Consider the following 19,940-nt stretch of genomic DNA (forward strand, 5'->3'; position numbering starts at 1 on the left):
CCGGAGGTAATAAGTGGCAGGCAGTGCGCGCAGCCGCAAGGGACTGCTGTGGACGCTGGTTCCGGTGGTGGTTCTGATCGTGGTGGCCGCAATCGTGCTGGTGATCGCACTTCGTGTCGATCAGGACTCAGATGCCCTGCCCGAGGGTGCTGTTCCGCAGCCCTCACCCGCTTCCCTGACCCCGCGGATCAACCCGGTGGCTGCCGATGCCCCGTCGCCGACCCCCGATGGCGTCCGTGCCGATCTGACGCAGGCCCTGGCCAACCCCGATCTCGGGCAACTCTCCGGAGAGATCTCCGACGCCGCCAGCGGCCAGACCCTGTGGTCTGCCACCCCCAACCAGCCGATGGTGCCCGCGTCGACGATCAAGATCCTCACCGCCTCTGCCGCGCTCGTGTCCTTGCCGCACGACAAGCGCATCACGACGACGGTGGTCGCGGGCAAGGGTGGTCAGGTGATCCTGGTCGGCGCCGGCGATCCCACGCTGTCGGTGCAGCCCGCGGGCGAGGAAACCTTCTTCACCGATGCCCCGCGCATCAGCGACCTCGCAGCGCAGATCAAGAAGGCCGGGATCAACGTCACGTCCGTGGCCGTCGACACCAGCGGTTTCAGCGGCCCGACCATGACGGAGAGCTGGGATCCGGCAGACATCGCCGGGGGAAACATCACGCCGATCGAGTCGCTGATCGCCGACTCGGGCAGGGTCGAGCCCCTCGAGATCGACTCGCCCCGTACCGCCACCCCCGCGGTCACGGCCGGGGCTGCGCTGGCGTCCGAGCTCGGGGTCGATGCCGCGGTGGCGCAGGCGACGGCGCCTGCCGGGGCGCAGGTGATCGCGCAGGTGGAGTCCGCGCCGCTGGTCACCCGGCTCGGCGACATGATGAGGGCGAGTGACAACGTCCTCGCCGAAACCGTGTCCATCGAGATCGCCATGGCCACCGGTGGCAGGCCCACCATGGCAGGCGGAATCGATGCGGTGCGGAAAGCGTTGAGCGACTATGGGTTCAACATGAACGGAACGGTGATCGCCGACGTCAGCGGACTGTCGGAAGACAATCGGGTCTCCGCGGGCCTGCTCGACAAGGTGGTCAACGCAGGCGCGGGAACGGCGCAGCCGAAACTCCGGCCACTGTTGGACATGCTGCCGGTGGCCGGAGCGACGGGCACTCTCGCGGAACGGTTCGCGACCGAAAACCAGGCTGGAGCAGGCTGGGTCCGGGCCAAGACCGGAACCCTCACGGGCGCAAGCGCGCTGGTCGGCGTTGTGCAGACGAGAGAAGGTCGCGTGCTGAGTTTTGCCCTGATGTCCAACGGGACGTCGCCGGATGTCGCGAGACCTGCGCTCGACACGATCGCGGTGGCGCTGCGGGATTGTGGGTGCCGATGAGTATCGACTGGCAGCTTGCGGCGACGATCGGCAAGAAGGTCGCCCGCCCCGGACCGGTCACCACCGGATACACGCTGACTGCAGCCCGCGAAGAGCTGGCGTCCTCCGCGGTGGCTGCGGAAGCGCCGGTCCGCGATGTCACCGGCCTGGCGGATGGTCTGCCGGTCCCGACGGCGCGGATCCTGGACCGCGGCGGCTGGATAGAGGCGGCGACTCGATCGATGTCGGCGATGCTCGATGCCGATGACGAGAACTCGAAGCCCGGGATCAGCGGACGTCTTGCCGGTGTCCAGGCGGGCGGATTGCTGGCCTTGCTCTCCGGGGCGATTCTCGGCCAGTACGACCCGTTCACGCCGGATCCCGAGTCCGGCAACGACGGTGTGCTGATGTTGGTCACTCCCAACATCATTGCCGTCGAACGTGCGTTGCGCGTGGTGCCCAGCGACTTCCGGTTATGGGTGTGTCTGCACGAGGTGACCCACCGGGTGCAATTCTCGGCCAATCCCTGGTTGCGCGACTACATGTCGTCGAACGTCGAGTCGCTCACCGCGGAGAACAGCGAGTCGGGCGGCGAGATGGTCAGCCGCGTGAGTGCTGCACTCAGAAGTGGGGAGCAGCGCGAGAAGGGGATCGTCGGCGCGATGCAGCTGCTGCAGTCGCCCGAACAATACGAGGCCTTCAGCCGGATGATGATGCTCGGAACCCTCCTCGAAGGGCACGCCGACCACGTCATGGATGCGGTGGGACCGGCGAAGGTCCCCACCGTCGACCGGATCCGAAGCGCCTTCGACAAACGCCGCACCCGGCCGCAGAATCCGGTGCAACGCCTGCTGCGCGCTCTGCTCGGTATGGATGCCAAACTCGCGCAATATATTCGGGGCAAGGCCTTCGTGGACGAAGTGGTGGGGACCGTGGGCATGGCCCGGTTCAACGCCATCTGGACCGGCCCCGAGACGATGCCGCTACCTGCCGAGATCGAGCAGCCACGATTGTGGATCGACCGGGTGCTGTGAACTCTGCTGCGGTCGCCGGTATCACCGGCGTCGTGGCCGATTTTGCCGAACGACATCTCGCGAGCACCGACGTCTGTGTCGCGCTGTCCGGAGGTGCCGACTCGCTGGCCCTGACCGCTGCGGCCATCCGCGCGGGTCTCGGTGTCCGGGCGTTGATCGTCGATCACGGGCTGCAACCCGGTTCCGCGGAGGTGGCCGAACGCGCGGCTCTCGCCGCGAGCGGACTCGGCGCACACCCACGAGTGCTGCGGGTCGAGGTGGGTCGCAGCGGGGGGCCCGAGGCAGCGGCCCGGACAGCGCGCTATCAGGCTCTGGACGAGGCTCGAGACGGCTTGCCGGTGCTACTCGGACACACGCTCGACGATCAGGCCGAGACGGTCCTCCTCGGATTGGCGCGCGGATCAGGCGCCCGTTCCGTCGCCGGGATGCAGCCGTGGACGGCGCCGCTGGGCCGACCGTTGCTGACGATCAGGCGGGCAGCCACCCGCACCGCGTGCTCCGACCTCGGGCTCTCGCCGTATGACGACCCGCACAACACCGATCCACGGTTCACCCGGGTGCGGCTACGTGCCGAGGTACTGCCGCTGCTCGAAGATGTCCTGCAGGGGGGAGTCGCGCAGGCGCTGGCGCGTACGGCCGAACAACTACGTGATGACCTCGACGTCGTCGAGAACGTCGCCGACCAGCACAGCGCGTTGATCGCAGGCGACATCGTCGCCTGCGCCGACTTCGAGATGCTGGCGCCGGCGATCCGCTCGCGTCTGCTGCGGCGGTGGCTGCTCCGGCAGGGAGCGACCGAGCCGACGGAGACGGTCGTGAGAGCGGTCGGGGCGTTGGTGACCGGGTGGCGCGGGCAGGGGCCGGTCGCCGTCGGCGGCGCCCACGATCACCGGCTGGAGATAGCGAGACGCGACGCCCGACTCGTGGTCGAACGCCGCGTCCGCTGACGTCGTGTCAGTCTGCCTCAGCTTGCCTTCGGGGGAACGAACGGCGAGTTGATCGTGTTGAAGTACTGAATCGCAGCACCTATCAGGGTCGGTCCGCCGGCCACGATGGTTCCGACGACCCCGCCGATGCCTGCGCCGGTCACCAGACCCGGGATGCACCCCGCGGGAAGACTGACGACGCAGCCGATGCCGGCACCGAGGATGGTTCCGATGAGAGTTCCCACGGTGACAGCCACGCTCACGTAGGTTCCGAGAGTCTGCAGGGCCTGCAGGTCCCGCTCCTCACGCGTCCGGGGACCGTCCGCGACCTGCTTGCGGATGTTGTCGCTGACGTCGACCTTGGTCGCGCTGGCCGCGTCGCGAACCGGGGTCAGGGTCGCGGTGTTGCCGGTGATGTCGGCGATGATTGGGAACTGCTGGTCGTCGAGGTTGTAGACCAGCGGGATCGAGGCAGCGACGTTGCCCGCGGCATCGACGATCTCGAACTGGTTGCCCGACTTGCGGAGGGATCCGATGTCGGTTTCGAACACGACGTGGTCTCCCACGACGTCCGCGGTGTATCCGATATCGGCCGATGGTGGCGCAGCATTCGCCGGTGCCGCGGTTACCAGGCCTGCGACCGTCGCCGCGGTGGCGAAGATCGCGATCAATCCGGTTCTGATTTTCATTCGTATCCCTGAGTTCATGGGCGCTGATCTACCCGGTTCGTGTCTTCCCCCCACGCGCCCTGATCCGATCTCTCCGCCTCGTTCGACCCGGTGGTCGATCACCCCGAACTGCGTCTGGATTCGGCCCGTGGAACTGTGCGTTCGCTGCCTGCGTCTCAAGCCAGATCAGTAAAACAGAATTGACCTTCAAGCTCATACTTTTCGAATAACTTCATTCGGTCGAAGGATCAGACGGCGTATCCACGCGGTGCCCTTCGATGGGGTTGAGGCATGATGAGGTACGTGATGCAGCAGCGCGACCCATATGGCAACGACATCGAAGCGATTGTGGTCACCGAGGAGCAGATCTCGGCACGGATCGCTGAACTCGCGCAGACCGTGGGGGAGCGATATCGCGACGCTCCCGACGATCTGGTGCTGATCGGGGTTCTCAAGGGTGCGGTGATGTTCATGACGGACTTCGCGCGGGCGCTGCCCATCCCGTCGCAGCTGGAATTCATGGCGGTGAGCTCGTACGGATCGTCGACGTCCTCATCGGGTGTGGTCCGGATCCTCAAGGACCTCGACCGCGACATCCACGACCGCGACGTCGTCATCGTCGAAGACATCATCGACTCGGGTCTCACCTTGTCCTGGTTGATCAAGAACCTGCGGACTCGGCATCCGCGGTCGCTCGAGGTGTGCACCCTGTTGCGCAAACCGGACGCGATCCGCGTCGATGTTCAGGTGAAGGACGTCGGCTTCGACATCCCCAACGAGTTCGTCGTGGGATACGGCCTCGACTACGCGGAGCGGTATCGCGACCTGCCGTACGTCGGCCGGCTGCACCCGCAGGTCTACACGGACTGAGGCGACCCCACCGTGACTGCTGTTGAGATCGCCGCGAGAGTACGCGCCGGGCAAGTGGATCCGGTGGCGGTGACCAGGGAATCGCTGGAGCGGATCGCACAGCGTGACGGTGCGATCGGGGCCTTCGTGAAGGTGCGGGCGGACAAGGCGATTGCCGAGGCGGAGCTCCTCACCGCCCACCCGGATCTGGCGAAGCTGCCGCTGGCCGGGGTGCCGGTCGCCATCAAGGACAACGTCCCCGTCGCCGGCGAACCGATGACGATCGGTTCCGAGGCGACCTCGCGGGCGCCCCAGCTCACCGATCACACCGTTGTTCGCCGACTGCGCGCCGCCGGGGCGGTGGTGGTCGGCCTGACCGCGGTCCCAGAGCTGTGTATGTGGGGTACGACGGACAACCCGGCGATCACCACGCGAAACCCCTGGAACGACAAGCGAACCCCTGGCGGGTCGTCCGGTGGATCGGCTGCTGCGGTCGCCAGCGGGCAGGTGGTGCTGGCGCACGGGAACGACGGTCTCGGCTCGATCCGGATCCCCGCCGCAGATTGCGGTCTGTTCGGGATCAAACCCGGATTGGGCGTGGTGCCGCGGGAGTTCGGCGGCAACGGCTGGTTCAACATGAGCGAGAACGGGCCGCTGGCGACCACAGTCGCCGACGCGGCGCTGATGCTGGGCGTGATGGCCGACGATCTGGAGCTGGCGCGCGCCGGTACCGAAGCTGATCCCGGAAACCTGCGAATCGTTGTCGCAGAGAACTTCCCGCTGGCGGTGGGCAAGGCCGACAAGCACTGGGCCCAGGCACAGGCCAGTTGCAGCGGGGTGCTGGCGGATCTGGGGCATCGCGTCCCGCACGCCGACCTGCCGTACCCGACCAACCCGGCTCCGTTGCTGTTCCGGTGGTTCGCGGGCGCCGCGGCAGATGCGGACAGCATCGCCGAGGCAGGCGGTGATCTCGGCAAGCTGCAGCGACGCAGCAAGACCCACACGGCCCTGGGTCGGGCCGTCAGCCGATTCGACCTGGTCCACGACGTGCAGGTGAGCAGGGTGGAGCAGAAGGTGCTCGCCTATCTCGATCGCAACAAGGCCGATCTGCTGCTCACGCCGACTCTCGCCACCCCGCCCTTGAAGGCGCAGCAGTGGAGCGCCAAGGGCTGGGCGTCGAACATCTGGGCCAACGTCAACTACGCCCCGTACGCCGGACTGTTCAATCTGCTCGGCTGGCCGGCGATGTCGGTCCCCTTCGGCGTCCATCCCGTCTCCCGGACTCCGATGGCGGTGCAATTCGCAGGTCGGCCCGGGTCGGAAGCGCTGCTGTTGAAGCTCGCCGCTCAGCTCGAGATCGCCCGCCCCTGGCAAAGGGTCGCGCCAGGGTTCTGAGCCTCCTGCTCACAGAACTGCGCTTTGCTCGTGAAATTCCACGAGCGGGGCGCAGGAAAGTGAGCGAAGTCTAAATTCTGCCGGGAGGGAACGCTCGACCACGACGAATCGTTGACGGGTAGCCTGATGAATCAGACATCCCGACTGGAAGGACGCGCCGAGATCACAGCGAGGGCCACTACGTGGCCGTCGGGATCGGCTGACACACCTCAATGAACCGCAAGACTGTCTTTCGCAACCTGGCGATCGTCGCCGTAATCGTGCTGGCGATCTGGGGTTGGACCGTGCTCCGCGACGGCAACCGTGACTACAAGGCCGTCGACACCTCGGTGGCGATGACCCAGCTCAACATCAAGAACGTCGACGAGGTTCAGATCGACGACCGTGAGCAGACGCTCCGGATGACGTTGAAAGACGCCGTCAACGGCGACAAGAAGATTTCCTCGAAGTACCCGGCGCAGACCACCGAAGAGGTCTTCGACCGTGTGGACGCCTCGGGAGCCGTCTATCAGACGAACGTCAACAAAGAGTCGTTCCTGATGCAGATGCTGATCTTCATCTTGCCGCTGATCCTGCTCTTCGGGCTGTTCTTCTTCGTGATGAGCCGGATGCAGGGTGGTGGCAAGGGCGGGGTCATGGGCTTCGGCAAGTCCAAGGCGAAAGAGCTCAACAAGGACATGCCGAGCACCACGTTCGCGGATGTCGCAGGCGCGGACGAGGCCGTGGAAGAACTCTTCGAGATCAAGGACTTCCTGCAGAACCCCGCCCGCTACCAGGCCCTCGGTGCCAAGATCCCGAAGGGCGTCCTGCTCTTCGGTCCCCCCGGAACGGGTAAGACCTTGCTCGCCCGCGCAGTGGCCGGCGAGGCCGGGGTGCCGTTCTTCACCATCTCCGGCTCCGATTTCGTCGAGATGTTCGTCGGTGTGGGTGCCTCGCGCGTGCGCGACATGTTCGAGCAGGCCAAGAAGAACAGCCCCTGCATCATCTTCGTCGACGAGATCGACGCCGTCGGACGCCAGCGCGGCGCCGGCCTCGGCGGTGGCCACGACGAGCGTGAGCAGACCCTCAACCAGCTCCTCGTCGAGATGGACGGGTTCGGTGAGCGTTCAGGTGTCATCCTCATCGCGGCGACCAACCGCCCCGACATCCTCGACCCAGCGCTGCTGCGCCCGGGCCGTTTCGACCGGCAGATCCCGGTCGGCAACCCCGACATCGCAGGACGTAAGGCGATTCTGAACGTCCACGCCCAGGGCAAGCCCATCGACGCCGACGCCGACCTCGACGGTCTGGCCAAGCGCACGCCGGGTATGTCCGGCGCGGACCTGGCCAACGTCATCAACGAGGCCGCTCTCCTCGCGGCCCGTGAGAACCGCACCTCCATCACCGCCGAACTACTCGAGGAGTCCGTCGACCGCGTGGTGGGTGGTCCGCGTCGCAAGAGCCGGATCATCAGCGAGCACGAGAAGAAGATCGTCGCCTATCACGAGGGCGGGCACACGCTCGCCGCGTGGGCGATGCCCGATCTCGACCCCATCTACAAGGTCACGATCTTGGCTCGTGGACGCACCGGCGGTCATGCGCTGGCAGTGCCCGAGCAGGACAAGGACCTGATGACCCGCTCGGAGATGATCGCTCGCCTGGTGATGGCCATGGGTGGACGTGCCGCCGAAGAACTGGTCTTCCACGAGCCGACCACCGGCGCCTCCTCCGACATCGACCAGGCGACCAAGATCGCTCGGGCGATGGTCACCGAGTACGGCATGAGCGCGCGCCTCGGTGCTGTTCGCTACGGCCAGGAACAAGGCGACCCGTTCCTCGGCCGCTCGATGGGAGCGCACTCCGACTACTCGGCCGAGATCGCCGGGGAAATCGACGACGAGGTGCGCCGACTGATCGAGGCCGCGCACACCGAGGCGTGGGCGATCCTGACCGAGTACCGCGACATCCTCGATGTCCTGGCCACCCAGTTGCTCGAGCGCGAGACCCTGACGCGTAAGGATCTCGAGAAGATCTTCGGCAAGGTGGAGAAGCGTCCGCGGATCACCACGTTCAACGAGTTCGGCGAGCGCACCCCCAGCGACAAGCCTCCGGTGAAGACCCCGGGCGAGCTGGCGAAGGAGCGGGGCGAGCCCTGGCCACCCGAGCCGCCGCGTTCGCCGGAGCTCGCCAAGGTCGGGCCGCATGCGCAACCGGGCCCCGGCGAGTTGCCGGGACAGCAGTACCCGCCCCAGACCCCGTATCCGCAGCATCAGGGCACACCGCAGCAGGGTGGCGCACCGGGCGGCACCCGACCCGACTACGGCGCTCCCGCGGGCTGGTCGGCGCCGGGGTGGCCTCCCACCGGTGGTGGGCAGAACGGAGCCGGCAGCAATGGCGGGCCCCAGAACGGTGCTACCCAGAACGGTGCTCCCCAGAACGGTGGGTACCAGAGCGGTGGGTACCAGAGCGGCGGCTACCAGAACGGTGGGTATCAGAACGGGGCCCCGCCGAACAGTGCACAGCCACCGACGAACCCTTACGGTCAGCCCGGCAGTCCCTATGGGCAGCCACCGACGAATGGCCATCACAACGACGGTCACGATGGTCAGAACGGCCAGCCGCCCTCGAACGGACAGAACGGACAATGACGTCTCGCGAAAACCTGACCGCCATCAATTCCTTCGACGCCGATCGTGCAGAGCGTGCTGTGCGCGAATTGCTCATCGCGGTCGGGGAGGATCCTGACCGCGACGGGCTCAAAGAAACCCCTGCTCGGGTGGCCAGGGCGTATCAGGAAATGTTCGGCGGGCTGCACTCGGACCCGGACGAAGTCCTCGCGACCACCTTCGATGTCGGTCATGACGAGCTGGTGCTCGTCAAGGACATTCCGATGTACTCCACCTGTGAGCACCATCTGGTCTCGTTCCACGGGGTCGCGCACGTCGGGTACATCCCGGGCGCCAGCGGGCAGGTGACGGGGTTGTCCAAGCTGGCCCGCGTCGTCGATCTGTACGCGCGCCGTCCGCAGGTCCAGGAACGGCTCACCACGCAGATCGCCGACGCGATCGTCCGCAAACTCGATCCTCGCGGCGTGATCGTGGTGATCGAGGCGGAGCACCTCTGCATGGCGATGCGAGGTATCCGCAAGCCCGGCGCGTCCACCACGACCTCTGCGGTTCGCGGGCAGTTCAAGACCAGCGCGGTCTCGCGCGGCGAAGCCCTGGATTTGATCTCTCGACGGAGTTGATTTCCGTAGGGGAGGGGCTGACGACATGAGCACGGTCATCATGGGTGTCGTGAACGTGACTGCGGACTCGTTCTCCGACGGCGGGCGGTATCTCGATGCCGACGCGGCGATCGCTCACGGAATCGCGCTCGCGGCCGGCGGCGCCGACATCATCGACGTCGGTGGTGAGTCGACCAGACCGGGGGCCCAGCGCGTCGACCCCGATCTCGAGATCGCCAGGGTTGCGCCGGTCATCGAAGGGCTCTCCGCCCGTGGCATCGCGACATCCGTCGACACCATGCGCGCCGTGGTTGCCGAGCGGGCGATCGAGGCAGGCGCCGCGATCGTCAACGACGTGTCGGGTGGCCGCAGCGATGCGGACATGGCAAGAGTCGTGGCGAATGCCCGGATCCCGTGGATCCTGATGCACTGGCGCCCGTCCGATCCCTCCTTCACCCATCACCGCGGTGAGAAGGGTGGCTACCGTGACGTGGTCGCGGAGGTGAGCGGCGAACTGCTGGCGCAGGTCGACGCCGCCACCAGTGCGGGGGTGGACCCGGAGGCCCTCATCCTGGATCCGGGTCTGGGTTTTGCCAAGACCGCCGAACACAATTGGGCGCTACTGCACGCGCTGCCGACTCTTGTCGGTCTCGGGTACCCGGTGCTGGTTGGCGCCTCGCGGAAGCGTTTCCTCGGTGCACTTCTCGCCGATGCCGATGGTGAGCCCCGCCCTCCCGACGGTCGAGAGATCGCGACGGCGGCGCTCAGCGCGTTGGCTGCCGCGAACGGGGCCTGGGGTGTGCGCGTGCACGACGTCGCTGCGAGCCGGGACGCGGTGGCGGTTGCCGATGCCTGGGCTGCGGGCGCCGCTCGCCCGGTACAGGCACACGGAACTCGGCCACGGTACCGGGTCGTAGATGTGAAGGGACATGATGGCTGATCGAATCGAATTGCGCGGGTTGAAAGTTCGGGGCAACCACGGCGTCTTTGATCACGAGCGGCAGGACGGTCAGGACTTCATCGTCGACGTCATCCTGTGGGTGGATTCGCGGACGGCGGCGGCCACCGACGACCTCGCCGACACCGTCGACTACGGGGCTCTGGCTCACTTGGCGTACGACATCGTCGCCGGGACCCCGCGCAATCTCATCGAGACGGTCACCGCCGAGATCGCGGACCGGGTGATGCTCGAGACCGAACAGGTCTTGGCCTGTGAGGTGACACTGCACAAGCCCTCGGCACCAATCGATCTGGCGTTCGACGACGTGGCGGTGGTGGCACGCCGCTCGCGCAAGGGGGCGCAGTGAGCCGGGCGGTGCTGTCCATCGGCTCCAACATCGGCGACCGACTCGCCCATCTGCAGTCCGTGTGCGACGGCCTCGGAACCGCAGTGGTCGCCGCGTCCGGGGTCTATTCGACCCCGCCCTGGGGTGGCGTGGAGCAACAGGACTTCCTCAACGCCGTCCTGATCGTCGACGATGCGGAGCGTGATGCCGGGCAGTGGCTGCAGGCCGGGCAGGAGTTGGAGCAGCAGGCGGATCGGGAACGCGTGCAGCGCTGGGGTCCAAGGACTCTCGACGTGGACGTGATCTCGGTGCCGCACGACGACGACGAGGTCATCTCGGATGATCCGGTGCTGACCTTGCCGCACCCGCGCGCCGCCGACCGTGCTTTCGTACTCGTCCCGTGGCTCGACGCCGACGCCGACGCCGCCTTGTGGCACGCCGGTGCCCGGGTGCCGGTGGCGAAGTTGCTTGCTGCGCTGCCGACGTCGGAGCGCGATGGCGTCACCCGCACCGACGATCAGCTCGTCATCACCGGCAGCGGGCCGCGATGAGAGGCGACCCGCCCGAGAACGACAACGCGATGGGGCCCACTCGTGTCCGGGACCTGACGATCCTGGCCGCGGTGATCGCAGTGGTCGTCTTCCTCGTGGTCCGGATCAGTTACGGGTCCCTGCCGCCGCTCCCGCTGCTCGCCGGGATCGTTCTGTATGTGCTTGCCGCCCTTGAGGTTGTCATCGCGTTTGTGGTCCGGTCTCGGGTCGCAGGCAGGCAGGTCGGTTCCCATCACGGCCAACTACACCCGTTGACCGCCGCCCGGGTACTGGCTCTGGCCAAGGCGTCGGCGATTCTCGGTGCCATCGCCACCGGTGTGTGGGCCGGCACGCTGGTGTATCTGCTGACCAGACAGGGCGATCTGGCCGCGGCCGAGCACGATCGTCCCGGCACGATCATCGGTTTGATCGGCGGTGTGTTGCTGGCGGCTGCGGCGCTGTGGCTCGAATACTGCTGCCGCACGCCCGACGATCCGTCGGACGACCTGGCGACATGACCGCCCAAAGCGACGCGAGATCGGGCAAAACGACAGGGGATCGGGCGACTGTGACGGGACTTGCCGCGTGAGTTGGCGAATCGAGGCGATCTCGAACGGTATGTTTGCCCAATGACCACCTCCGCTGGCCGATCGGCTGATGCCAGAAGAGCCCGTCGTGGTCCCGGACAGTGGCTGCTGGGCGTGCTCCTGCTGTTCGCACTGGGCTCCAGTGTCTTCATGATCATCACCTCGGAGATGAGCATCGCCGGGTCGCTCGCGGTGATCACCGCACTCTGGGCGGCCGTCATCGGCGCGATTCTCGTGACCAAGTACCGCAGGCAGGCCGACTCCTCCGACGCGAAGGCGCGCGATCTGCGGCTGGTGTACGAGCTGCAACTCGAACGAGAGATCACCGCTCGCAGGCAATACGAACTCGGTGTCGAATCGCAGATCCGTAAGGAGGTCGGTGCTGAGGCCGGCGAAGAACTGCGGGCACTCAAGTCCGAACTCGCATCGCTGCGGGCAAGTCTGGAGCAATTGCTCGGTGAGCTGCCCGACGAACGGATCGCGCTGGTACGCGAACGCCTGCCCGAGCTCGAGCATCGGTCGCGGCACACCGGCTTCGGTGGTGGAGAATCCGATCGGCAGACGAGCGGATTCGCGTATTCCGATCCCTCGTTCGGAAGTGCACCGCTGGTCCCGGACGACGGTGCGGTCGCAGAAAGCGACTTCGCCTCCACGGCGCCGCCGTCGGATCAGTCCGAGCGCGGTGACCGGAACGAGATGACCGAGGTCATCCCCGTCGTCACCGATGACGATCCGCTGCCGGCAGAGCCCGCGGATCCGCCGGCCGCCCCGGTGACGTACGACCCGCCCTTCGACCCCGAGGCCTATGGCTCGGAACCCGAGGTTCCGCAGCCGCTCGACCCGGAGCTGGTCGAGGACAGCGCAGCGCAACCCGAACCTCTCCGAGTACCCGTGGCCGATGCCGACGAGACCGCCGCGGGCTCTGCGGCAGGGCGGCACGCCGGTGGCACCCGTCACCGCGCCCAGACGCCCACCGATGAACAGACTGCCGGCGACGACCAGCCGGTACCGGCGTTCGTGGACGAGACCCCGACCGATGAGTGGGAGGTCGCCGCACCCCCTGCCGGCGGCATACCCGATGCGCTGCTCGCCGACGATGCCGACGGCTTCCCCGAACTGCCCGGAGCCCACGCCTCCGGTCGCTCGGTGTCCGAACTGCTGACGGGATTCGAGTCCTCGTCCCCCAGCGGTGGTCGTCGCCGTCGTCGCGACTGACACATCACACCACCCGTCAACGGGTGAGGCCGGTCACACGCATTGGCGGTTCGGCTCGTGCTGGTTCTATCCTCGCTGCGGAACGTCTGGTACCCGCAACTGAGACATCAGTGGGACTGGAACGAATGGAGGACGACGGTGACCTCGACGGGGATTACCAATTGGCCCGCGCCTGCGCGCCTGACGGTGGGCATCGTGTCCGCGGGTCGAGTGGGGACCACGATCGGTCAGGCGCTCGAGCGTGCCGATCACGTGGTCGGTGCCGTCGCTGCCGGGTCTGCCCAATCCCGCGACCGGGCGCGTCGTCGACTCCCCGAGTCCGAGATCCTTCGCCCGTCCGAGGTCGCGGCGCGTTGTGAACTGTTGATCCTTGCCGTCCCCGATGACCGGCTGGCCACGGTGATCGCCGACCTCGCGGAGTCAGGGGCGGTGCGGCCCGGCACGATCGTCGCCCACACCGCCGGCGCGCTCGGGGTGCGCGTTCTCGATCCGCTGACCGAACTGGGGGCGCTGCCGCTGGCGCTGCACCCGGCGATGACGTTCATCGGCTCGGAAGAAGACACCGATCGCCTGCGCACGTGTTGTTTCGGGATCACTGCCGCCGACGACATCGGGCTGGCGATCGGGCAGTCCCTGGTGCTGGAGATGGGGGCGGAACCGGTCCACATCCGCGAGAGCGACCGGACGCTCTACCACGCCGCCGTCGCGCACGGCGCCAATCATCTGGTCGCCCTGGTCAGCGACGCTGCGGCGGCCCTGCGAACGGTGCTCGACGGGCAGGACGTCAGCGCCGAGCGAGTGCTGGGACCCATCCTCGTCGCGGCGCTGGACAACACATTGAGGTCGGGTCCGAAAGCCTTGACCGGCCCGGTGATGCGAGGTGACACCGCTGCGGTCGCGCGGCATCTCTCGGCCCTGTCGGCCACCGATGAGGGCATCGCGCAGGGTTACCGGGCGATGGCCAAGCGCGCGGCCTCCTACACCGACCCACCGGCCGACATGATCGAACTGCTCGAGGGCAACTGATGACCAGGAGTGATGTGACCGCTGAGAAGCCTTACACTGCAGGACAACTGACAGTCCACCGGGATCCGGCGGTGCTGAACAAGATCAGCCGGGCACTGCGTTCGACCGGCAAGCGCGTCGTGTTGGTACCGACGATGGGTGCCTTGCACGACGGGCATCTCGAACTCGTCAGGGCGGCAAAAGAGAAGGGCGACGCGGTCGTCATCGTCTCCATCTTCGTCAATCCTCTGCAGTTCGGTGCCGGTGAAGACCTCGACGCCTACCCACGCACGTTCAAGAAGGACTGCGATCTGCTACGCAGGGCCGGTGTCGAATTGGTGTTCGCCCCCGGGGTCTCCGACATGTATCCCACCGGACCCCGTACCACCGTGCATCCCGGACCGCTGGGGAGCGAACTCGAAGGTGGTTCACGGCCAACACATTTCGCTGGAATGCTCACCGTGGTACTCAAACTGCTGAACATCGCGGCGCCGATGGCGGCCTACTTCGGGGAGAAGGATTACCAGCAGTTGGTGCTGATCCGGCAGATGGTCAGTGATCTCGATCTGGACGTGCAGATCGTCGGCGTGCCGACGGTGCGGGAGTCCGACGGGCTTGCGATGTCGTCGCGTAACCGCTATCTCGACCCCACTCAGCGTGAGCTGGCGACCTCGTTGTCCGCGGCCCTGGTGGCGGGTGCCCACGCAGCCGCCGGAGGTGAGGCGGCAATCCTCGACACCGCGCGTTCGGTGCTGGCTCACCACCCGGAGGTCGAGGTCGACTATCTCGAACTGCGCGGAACGGGTTTGCAGCCTCCGCCCGAACGGGGCGACGGCAGGTTGCTGGTCGCCGCCAGAATCGGCGGCACCCGGCTCATCGACAACGTCGGCGTCGCCATCGGCACCGGGTTTCTTGGAAGAGGAGGGAACACACCATGATCCGCACCATGATGACATCGAAGATCCACCGCGCGACGGTGACACAGGCCGACTTGCACTATGTCGGCTCGGTGACGGTCGACACCGACCTGCTCGATGCGGCCGGCCTGATCGAGGGGGAGCAGGTCTCGATCGTCGACATCACGAACGGCGCCCGCCTCGAGACGTATGTGATCGCCGGCCCGTGCGGCTCCGGGGTCATCGGGATCAACGGCGCTGCGGCACATCTGGTGCATCCAGGAGATCTCGTGATCCTGATCGCGTACGGCGGCCTGAACGAGGACGAGGTGAAGCAGTATCGGCCCCGCGTGGTGTTCGTCGACGAGCAGAACAAGATCGTCGAACTCGGCGCCGACCCCGCGCACGCGCCCGCGGGTACCGATCTGCGGGATCCGAGGGAGCTCGATCCAGAGCAGTTCGAGGCCGGGCAACTGCTCTCGGGTAGTACGGCCTGACATGCTGCTCGCCCTGGACGTCGGCAACACCAACATCCACCTCGGTGTGTACGCCGGGCAGGGTGACCATGCCCGGCTCGTCCGGGATTGGCGCATGCGCACCGAACCCCGGATGACCGCCGACGAACTGGCGTTGAACCTGCGCGGTCTGCTCGGCTCCGACATCGATCAGGTGACGGCGGTGGTCGGTCTCTCGACGGTGCCGTCGCTCCTTCGGGAGATGCGCGTGATGGTGGGCAAGTATTTCGGCGCCGGACCCCACGTCCTGCTCGAACCCGGTGTGCGAACCGGTGTTCCGCTATTGGTGGACAACCCCAAAGAGGTGGGTACCGACCGGGTGGCGAATGCACTGGCCGCCTACACCGCCTACCAGCGCGGCTGCATCGTGGTCGACTTCGGCACCACGACCCTGGTCGACGTGGTCTCGGCCAAAGGGGAGTTTCTGGGCGGCGCGATCGCGCCCGGTATCGACCTCGCGGTGGAGGCCCTGGCCGCTCGCACCGTCACGCTGCGCACGGTCGAACTGCTGCCCCCGCGCAGCGTGGTCGGCAAGAACACCGTCGAAGCCCTGCAATCGGGCATCTTGTACGGATTCGCGGGCCAGGTCGACGGCCTGGTGTCGAGAGTGCGACGCGAGGTGCCCGGATTCGACGGAGATGCCATCGCGGTGATCGCGACCGGTTACCTGGCGCCGCTTGTCTTCGACGAATGCGTGACGCTGCAGCACCACGAGCCGACCCTGACTCTCGACGGTCTGCGGCTGGTCTACGAGCGGCAGCGGGACGCCCGCACGCGATCGCGTCCGCAGATCTGATCGGGTCTGGTGTGGCCGGGCCGGATATGGCACAATCTGCAGCGTGATGAACCGGAGCTGTCAGGAGTGTTGTCGGGGCTGAATGCCTCTCGATGACCCCTGTGCCCGATCTCGGCGGCTGATGTCCGCCGATCACATCTGAAAGTTCTTCCGATGTCAGTGCTCACCGCACCCCTGTCAGACGTCCACACCAGCAACGACGTGAAGATTCGCCCCGGCGAACCGATGACCGCGCGCGCCTGCGCTCCGTTGTCCATCTCGGCTGATCAATACGGTCCAGCCCTGCATAGTGGTGCCACGGCGGTTGACATCCGTAGCCAGTCCGATCGGGACCGCGACGGAATTCTGTTGGGAGCCTTGGCGATTCCGGCCGATGACATTCTCGCGCGGCTCGTGCCCGGCACCGCGGTGTCGCTGGCGGGCGCAGAGTTCGGCCGGCGCTGGGTGCTGGTCGGCCGGGATGGTCACGACGCCGAGATGCTGACGTGGCGGCTGCAGGCGCTCGGTGTGACCGGCGCGCGCTTCGTCGCAGGCGGTCAACAGATGTTGTCGCGCTCGTCCGGCCGTGGACCGCTCGGCGCACACACCGCCCGCGATCTGGAGACCTACGCCGCGCACTGATCGAGCGGATCTGCGCCTCCGGCGGCGTTATGAATTCGGCAGTGTTCTGCGCGGCCGATAGGGTCGCCTGTGTGAATGAAGTCCGTGGCCGAGGCCGAAATACCCCAGATGTCGACACCACTCCCGAATCAGAGGGCGCTGATCAGACCCCGGAACAGCTCCGGATCCGCCGCGCGAAGCGGGAGAAGATCCTCACCGAGGGCGGCGAGGCGTATCCGGTATCGGTGCCGCGAACACATTCACTTGCCGAGGTCCGCGCGAAATATCCCGACCTCGAGGTCGACACCCAGACCGGCGACATCGTCGGGGTCGCCGGGCGCGTCATCTTCGTCCGCAACACCGGCAAGCTCTGTTTCGCCACCCTGCAGGAAGGTGACGGCACCCAACTGCAGGCGATGATCAGTCTGGGCGGAGTCGGAGAAGAGGCACTCGCCTCGTGGAAGGCCGACGTCGATCTCGGCGATTTCGTTTTCGTCCACGGTGAGGTCATCAGCTCACGGCGCGGCGAGCTCAGTGTGCTCGCCGACACCTGGCAGATGGCGTCCAAGTCGTTGCGGCCACTTCCGGTGGCGCACAAGGACATGAGCGAAGAGGCGCGGGTCCGGCAGCGGTACCTCGACCTGATCATCCGGCCGCAGGCGCGGGAAACCGCCCGAATCAGGGTCGCGGTGATGCGAGAGCTGCGCGCCGCACTGGAACGACGCGGTTTCCTCGAGATCGAGACGCCGATGCTCCAGACCCTGCACGGCGGAGCGGCGGCGCGACCGTTCGTCACCCACTCGAACGCCTTCGACATCGACCTCTACCTGCGCATTGCGCCGGAACTCTTCCTGAAGCGGGCCGTGGTCGGCGGAATCGAGCGCGTGTTCGAGATCAACCGCAACTTCCGCAACGAGGGCGCCGACTCGACGCATTCTCCGGAATTCGCAATGCTCGAGACCTATCAGGCCTATGGCACATACGACGATTCTGCGCGGATGACGCGGGAGGTCATCCAGGAGGTCGCGATGGGTGCCCTCGGCACGCTGACCCCGGAGATGGCCGACGGGACCACGTACGACCTCAGCGGTGAATGGCGGTCGGTGGAGATGTATCCGTCGTTGTCGCAGGCCATCGACGAGGAGATCACCCCGCAGACGTCCGTGGAGCGCCTGCTCGAGATCAGTGCCCGAGTGGGCTTGGAGATTCCCCCGAACAAGGGATACGGGCACGGCAAGCTGGTCGAAGAGCTGTGGGAGCACACGGTGGGCGACGAGTTGTCGGGGCCGGTGTTCGTGCGAGACTTCCCGATCGAGACCTCCCCGCTGGTGCGCGAGCACCGCACCATCGAAGGTGTGACCGAGAAGTGGGATCTCTATATGCGGGGTTTCGAATTGGCAACCGGATATTCAGAATTGATCGACCCGGTCATTCAACGCGAGCGGTTCGTCGATCAGGCCCGTCTTGCGCGTGCCGGCGATGACGAGGCAATGGTGCTCGATGAGGACTTTCTTGCCGCCATGGAGCAAGGCATGCCGCCGACCACCGGCACGGGAATGGGCATTGATCGACTACTGATGGCGCTTACCGGACTCGGCATTCGGGAAACGATCCTCTTTCCACTTGTGAAGCCGCAGCAATGACCTAATACTACAGCCGTAGATAGGGTTCATTGTTGTTGTGACCTGCGTTGATAGTGGTGTTGTCGGGCTCGGTATTGGTGTTTTCGTCGCCAGAGTGACCAGCGGAGGGGGTCAGCGATGGCATGCAGTGGTGTGAGGACGAGGATCGTGAAGAGTTTGCGGAACTCGTTGACCGACAACCGGATCAGTCCAGGTTCTGAGGGTTGGGCCAGGCGTTCAGTGGCGGTATGCACGGCCAGGAAGGCGTGCGCAGCCATGACCAAGGTAATCCAGCGGTGCCAGGACGTCCACGTCCGCACTTGATGCTGATCCAGACCGGTCAGGCCTTTGCCGCTCTGGAACGATTCCTCGACCGTCCACCGCCGCCCGGCGACTCGGACGTACTGGTTCAGCGGCACCGGTGCCGGGCTGTAGCAGCGATAGAAGGCGAGCTCGCCGGAGCTATCGTTGCGCCGCACCAACACGTGACAGAGGCCAACATCGGGACGCTCGGTGGTCGCGATCAAGGCCCAGGAGTACCAGCGGTGTCCTTTGCTACCGGCGCCGGCAGACATCTTGTGCCAGGACCGCGGCGGTAGATTCTCAGCAAGGGCATCGACCCGGATCTTCCCGGCGGCTGTGGGGACCTGCCGATTGCATCCGACGGCCAGGACGTAGCCGATCTGTCTGTTGTGCAACGCTTTTCGTAGGTTCGGGTCTGCGCCGTACACTTCATCGCCAGCGACCCACGAGGCCGGAACGTCGGCGTCGAGGGCCGCCTCGACCAGCGTGGTTGCCAGGGCTGGTTTGGTAGCGAACTCGACCGTGTCAGGGACCCCGGCCTTGGTCCTTCGCTGCGGGTCGGTGGCCCAGGTGTGCTGCGGCAGGTACAGCGCTCGGTCGATCAGGGTGTGTCCGCGAGCGGCGGCGTAGGTCAGGTAGACCGCGACCTGACAGTTCTCCGTGCGTCCGGCGGTTCCGGTGTACTGGCGTTGTACCCCAACGGTGTTGGTGCCCTTCTTCAAGTCGCCGGTCTCATCAACGACAAGCACCGCATCAGGGTCGGCCAGGTGGTCGATGACATAGCTGCGAACGTCATCGCGGACCAGATCAGCGTCCCATTTAGCGCGGGACAGCAAGTGCTGCAGTCGGTCAGGGGTGCCATGGCCCGATAGTTCGGCGATAGTCCAGCAGTTCTTGGAACCTATATCGGCCAGCAAACCCAGCACCAGCGCACCGGCGTTGCGTCGTGCTTCGACCCGCGCGAACCGCGACGAGAACGACTCCAACAACCCATCCAGGCCCGCATGCCACCGCTCATGGTCTACCCTCAGTGCTGCGGTTGCCGCAGCTGATCTGGATGTCTTCACAAACTCGAGATCATGCCGCGGCAACCGCGCCTACCAGCGCAAACACGCCGAAACTACCTATCTACGGCTGTAGTA

20 protein-coding genes are annotated in these 19,940 nt (G+C 66.3%); 18 read left to right on the forward strand and 2 right to left on the reverse strand.

Translation table 11 applies throughout. From position 1 onward, the window contains the following. Positions 1-13 precede the first annotated feature (13 nt). Genes dacB through tilS form a run of 3 tightly spaced genes read left to right on the forward strand, consistent with a single transcriptional unit; the run spans position 14 to position 3,347 of the window. Positions 14-1,387, forward strand: coding sequence for a D-alanyl-D-alanine carboxypeptidase/D-alanyl-D-alanine-endopeptidase (gene dacB, locus BFL43_RS04645; protein ID WP_084891233.1), 1,374 nt, complete (start codon positions 14-16; stop codon positions 1,385-1,387). Continuing rightward, positions 1,384-2,400 (forward strand): zinc-dependent metalloprotease, encoded by a 1,017-nt coding sequence (locus BFL43_RS04650; protein ID WP_084891269.1) that lies wholly within the window; start codon positions 1,384-1,386, stop codon positions 2,398-2,400. Before dacB ends, BFL43_RS04650 begins: the two co-directional genes overlap by 4 nt. A 20-nt stretch (positions 2,401-2,420) precedes the next feature. Next, the gene (tilS, locus tag BFL43_RS04655) at positions 2,421-3,347 is read left to right on the forward strand and encodes a tRNA lysidine(34) synthetase TilS (RefSeq protein ID WP_240498059.1); all 927 of its coding nucleotides are present in this window, start codon (positions 2,421-2,423) and stop codon (positions 3,345-3,347) included. 17 nt (positions 3,348-3,364) lie between these two features. Here tilS and BFL43_RS04660 read toward each other — a convergent pair whose 3' ends face one another. After that, complete coding sequence (locus BFL43_RS04660) at positions 3,365-4,015, reverse strand: hypothetical protein (RefSeq protein ID WP_084891237.1); 651 nt, start codon at positions 4,013-4,015, stop codon at positions 3,365-3,367. 285 nt (positions 4,016-4,300) lie between these two features. Here BFL43_RS04660 and hpt point away from each other — a divergent pair, with 285 nt between their 5' ends. The 15 genes from hpt (at position 4,301) to lysS (ending at position 18,516) form a co-directional block, all read left to right on the forward strand. Next, complete coding sequence (gene hpt / locus BFL43_RS04665) at positions 4,301-4,864, forward strand: hypoxanthine phosphoribosyltransferase (protein WP_084837317.1); 564 nt, start codon at positions 4,301-4,303, stop codon at positions 4,862-4,864. 12 nt (positions 4,865-4,876) lie between these two features. Continuing rightward, a complete protein-coding gene (locus BFL43_RS04670) occupies positions 4,877-6,238 on the forward strand; it encodes an amidase family protein (protein ID WP_084891239.1) in 1,362 nt (453 codons plus the stop codon). A gap of 212 nt (positions 6,239-6,450) precedes the next feature. Then, positions 6,451-8,865 (forward strand): ATP-dependent zinc metalloprotease FtsH, encoded by a 2,415-nt coding sequence (gene ftsH, locus BFL43_RS04675; RefSeq protein WP_084891241.1) that lies wholly within the window; start codon positions 6,451-6,453, stop codon positions 8,863-8,865. Further along, entirely contained in the window at positions 8,862-9,464 is a 603-nt protein-coding gene (gene folE, locus BFL43_RS04680; protein WP_084891243.1) for a GTP cyclohydrolase I FolE, read from the forward strand. The genes ftsH and folE overlap by 4 nt, the downstream gene beginning before the upstream one ends. A gap of 40 nt (positions 9,465-9,504) precedes the next feature. Next, positions 9,505-10,383: a dihydropteroate synthase gene (gene folP, locus BFL43_RS04685; RefSeq protein WP_084891271.1), complete on the forward strand. Its 879-nt coding sequence runs from the start codon at positions 9,505-9,507 to the stop codon at positions 10,381-10,383. Further along, positions 10,376-10,750, forward strand: a complete 375-nt coding sequence (folB, locus tag BFL43_RS04690; protein ID WP_084891245.1) for a dihydroneopterin aldolase — start codon at positions 10,376-10,378, stop codon at positions 10,748-10,750. The genes folP and folB overlap by 8 nt, the downstream gene beginning before the upstream one ends. After that, a complete protein-coding gene (folK, locus tag BFL43_RS04695; protein WP_084891247.1) occupies positions 10,747-11,280 on the forward strand; it encodes a 2-amino-4-hydroxy-6-hydroxymethyldihydropteridine diphosphokinase in 534 nt (177 codons plus the stop codon). The genes folB and folK overlap by 4 nt, the downstream gene beginning before the upstream one ends. Further along, positions 11,277-11,777, forward strand: coding sequence for a DUF3180 domain-containing protein (locus tag BFL43_RS04700; protein ID WP_084891249.1), 501 nt, complete (start codon positions 11,277-11,279; stop codon positions 11,775-11,777). The genes folK and BFL43_RS04700 overlap by 4 nt, the downstream gene beginning before the upstream one ends. A gap of 111 nt (positions 11,778-11,888) precedes the next feature. After that, entirely contained in the window at positions 11,889-13,061 is a 1,173-nt protein-coding gene (locus BFL43_RS04705; protein ID WP_084891251.1) for a DUF6779 domain-containing protein, read from the forward strand. 138 nt (positions 13,062-13,199) lie between these two features. Continuing rightward, positions 13,200-14,087, forward strand: a complete 888-nt coding sequence (locus tag BFL43_RS04710) for a DUF2520 domain-containing protein (RefSeq protein ID WP_084891272.1) — start codon at positions 13,200-13,202, stop codon at positions 14,085-14,087. Next, positions 14,087-15,004, forward strand: a complete 918-nt coding sequence (gene panC / locus BFL43_RS04715; RefSeq protein WP_084891253.1) for a pantoate--beta-alanine ligase — start codon at positions 14,087-14,089, stop codon at positions 15,002-15,004. The genes BFL43_RS04710 and panC overlap by 1 nt, the downstream gene beginning before the upstream one ends. Next, positions 15,001-15,459, forward strand: a complete 459-nt coding sequence (gene panD / locus BFL43_RS04720; protein WP_084891255.1) for an aspartate 1-decarboxylase — start codon at positions 15,001-15,003, stop codon at positions 15,457-15,459. Before panC ends, panD begins: the two co-directional genes overlap by 4 nt. Position 15,460: 1 nt before the next feature. Next, complete coding sequence (locus tag BFL43_RS04725; RefSeq protein ID WP_084891257.1) at positions 15,461-16,273, forward strand: type III pantothenate kinase; 813 nt, start codon at positions 15,461-15,463, stop codon at positions 16,271-16,273. Between the two features lie 153 nt (positions 16,274-16,426). Next, positions 16,427-16,894, forward strand: a complete 468-nt coding sequence (locus tag BFL43_RS04730; RefSeq protein WP_084891259.1) for a rhodanese-like domain-containing protein — start codon at positions 16,427-16,429, stop codon at positions 16,892-16,894. A gap of 164 nt (positions 16,895-17,058) precedes the next feature. Continuing rightward, complete coding sequence (gene lysS / locus BFL43_RS04735) at positions 17,059-18,516, forward strand: lysine--tRNA ligase (protein ID WP_240498060.1); 1,458 nt, start codon at positions 17,059-17,061, stop codon at positions 18,514-18,516. 26 nt (positions 18,517-18,542) lie between these two features. Here lysS and BFL43_RS04740 read toward each other — a convergent pair whose 3' ends face one another. Continuing rightward, the gene (locus BFL43_RS04740; protein ID WP_084889687.1) at positions 18,543-19,784 is read right to left on the reverse strand and encodes an IS701 family transposase; all 1,242 of its coding nucleotides are present in this window, start codon (positions 19,782-19,784) and stop codon (positions 18,543-18,545) included. Positions 19,785-19,940 lie beyond the last annotated feature (156 nt).

The organism is Williamsia sp. 1135, from assembly GCF_002095395.1.
In the GTDB taxonomy this organism is placed as follows: Bacteria; Actinomycetota; Actinomycetes; order Mycobacteriales; family Mycobacteriaceae; genus Williamsia.

Excerpts from the sequence above, each read along its gene's own strand:
- BFL43_RS04650 (WP_084891269.1), top strand. The coding sequence starts at position 1,384 with ATGAGTATCGACTGGCAGCTTGCGGCGACGATCGGCAAGAAGGTCGCC.
- BFL43_RS04660 (WP_084891237.1), bottom strand. The coding sequence starts at position 4,015 with ATGAAAATCAGAACCGGATTGATCGCGATCTTCGCCACCGCGGCGACG.
- hpt (WP_084837317.1), top strand. The coding sequence starts at position 4,301 with ATGCAGCAGCGCGACCCATATGGCAACGACATCGAAGCGATTGTGGTC.
- ftsH (WP_084891241.1), top strand. The coding sequence starts at position 6,451 with ATGAACCGCAAGACTGTCTTTCGCAACCTGGCGATCGTCGCCGTAATC.
- folE (WP_084891243.1), top strand. The coding sequence starts at position 8,862 with ATGACGTCTCGCGAAAACCTGACCGCCATCAATTCCTTCGACGCCGAT.
- folP (WP_084891271.1), top strand. The coding sequence starts at position 9,505 with ATGGGTGTCGTGAACGTGACTGCGGACTCGTTCTCCGACGGCGGGCGG.
- folB (WP_084891245.1), top strand. The coding sequence starts at position 10,376 with ATGGCTGATCGAATCGAATTGCGCGGGTTGAAAGTTCGGGGCAACCAC.
- BFL43_RS04700 (WP_084891249.1), top strand. The coding sequence starts at position 11,277 with ATGAGAGGCGACCCGCCCGAGAACGACAACGCGATGGGGCCCACTCGT.
- BFL43_RS04705 (WP_084891251.1), top strand. The coding sequence starts at position 11,889 with ATGACCACCTCCGCTGGCCGATCGGCTGATGCCAGAAGAGCCCGTCGT.
- panC (WP_084891253.1), top strand. The coding sequence starts at position 14,087 with ATGACCAGGAGTGATGTGACCGCTGAGAAGCCTTACACTGCAGGACAA.
- panD (WP_084891255.1), top strand. The coding sequence starts at position 15,001 with ATGATCCGCACCATGATGACATCGAAGATCCACCGCGCGACGGTGACA.
- BFL43_RS04725 (WP_084891257.1), top strand. The coding sequence starts at position 15,461 with ATGCTGCTCGCCCTGGACGTCGGCAACACCAACATCCACCTCGGTGTG.
- BFL43_RS04730 (WP_084891259.1), top strand. The coding sequence starts at position 16,427 with ATGTCAGTGCTCACCGCACCCCTGTCAGACGTCCACACCAGCAACGAC.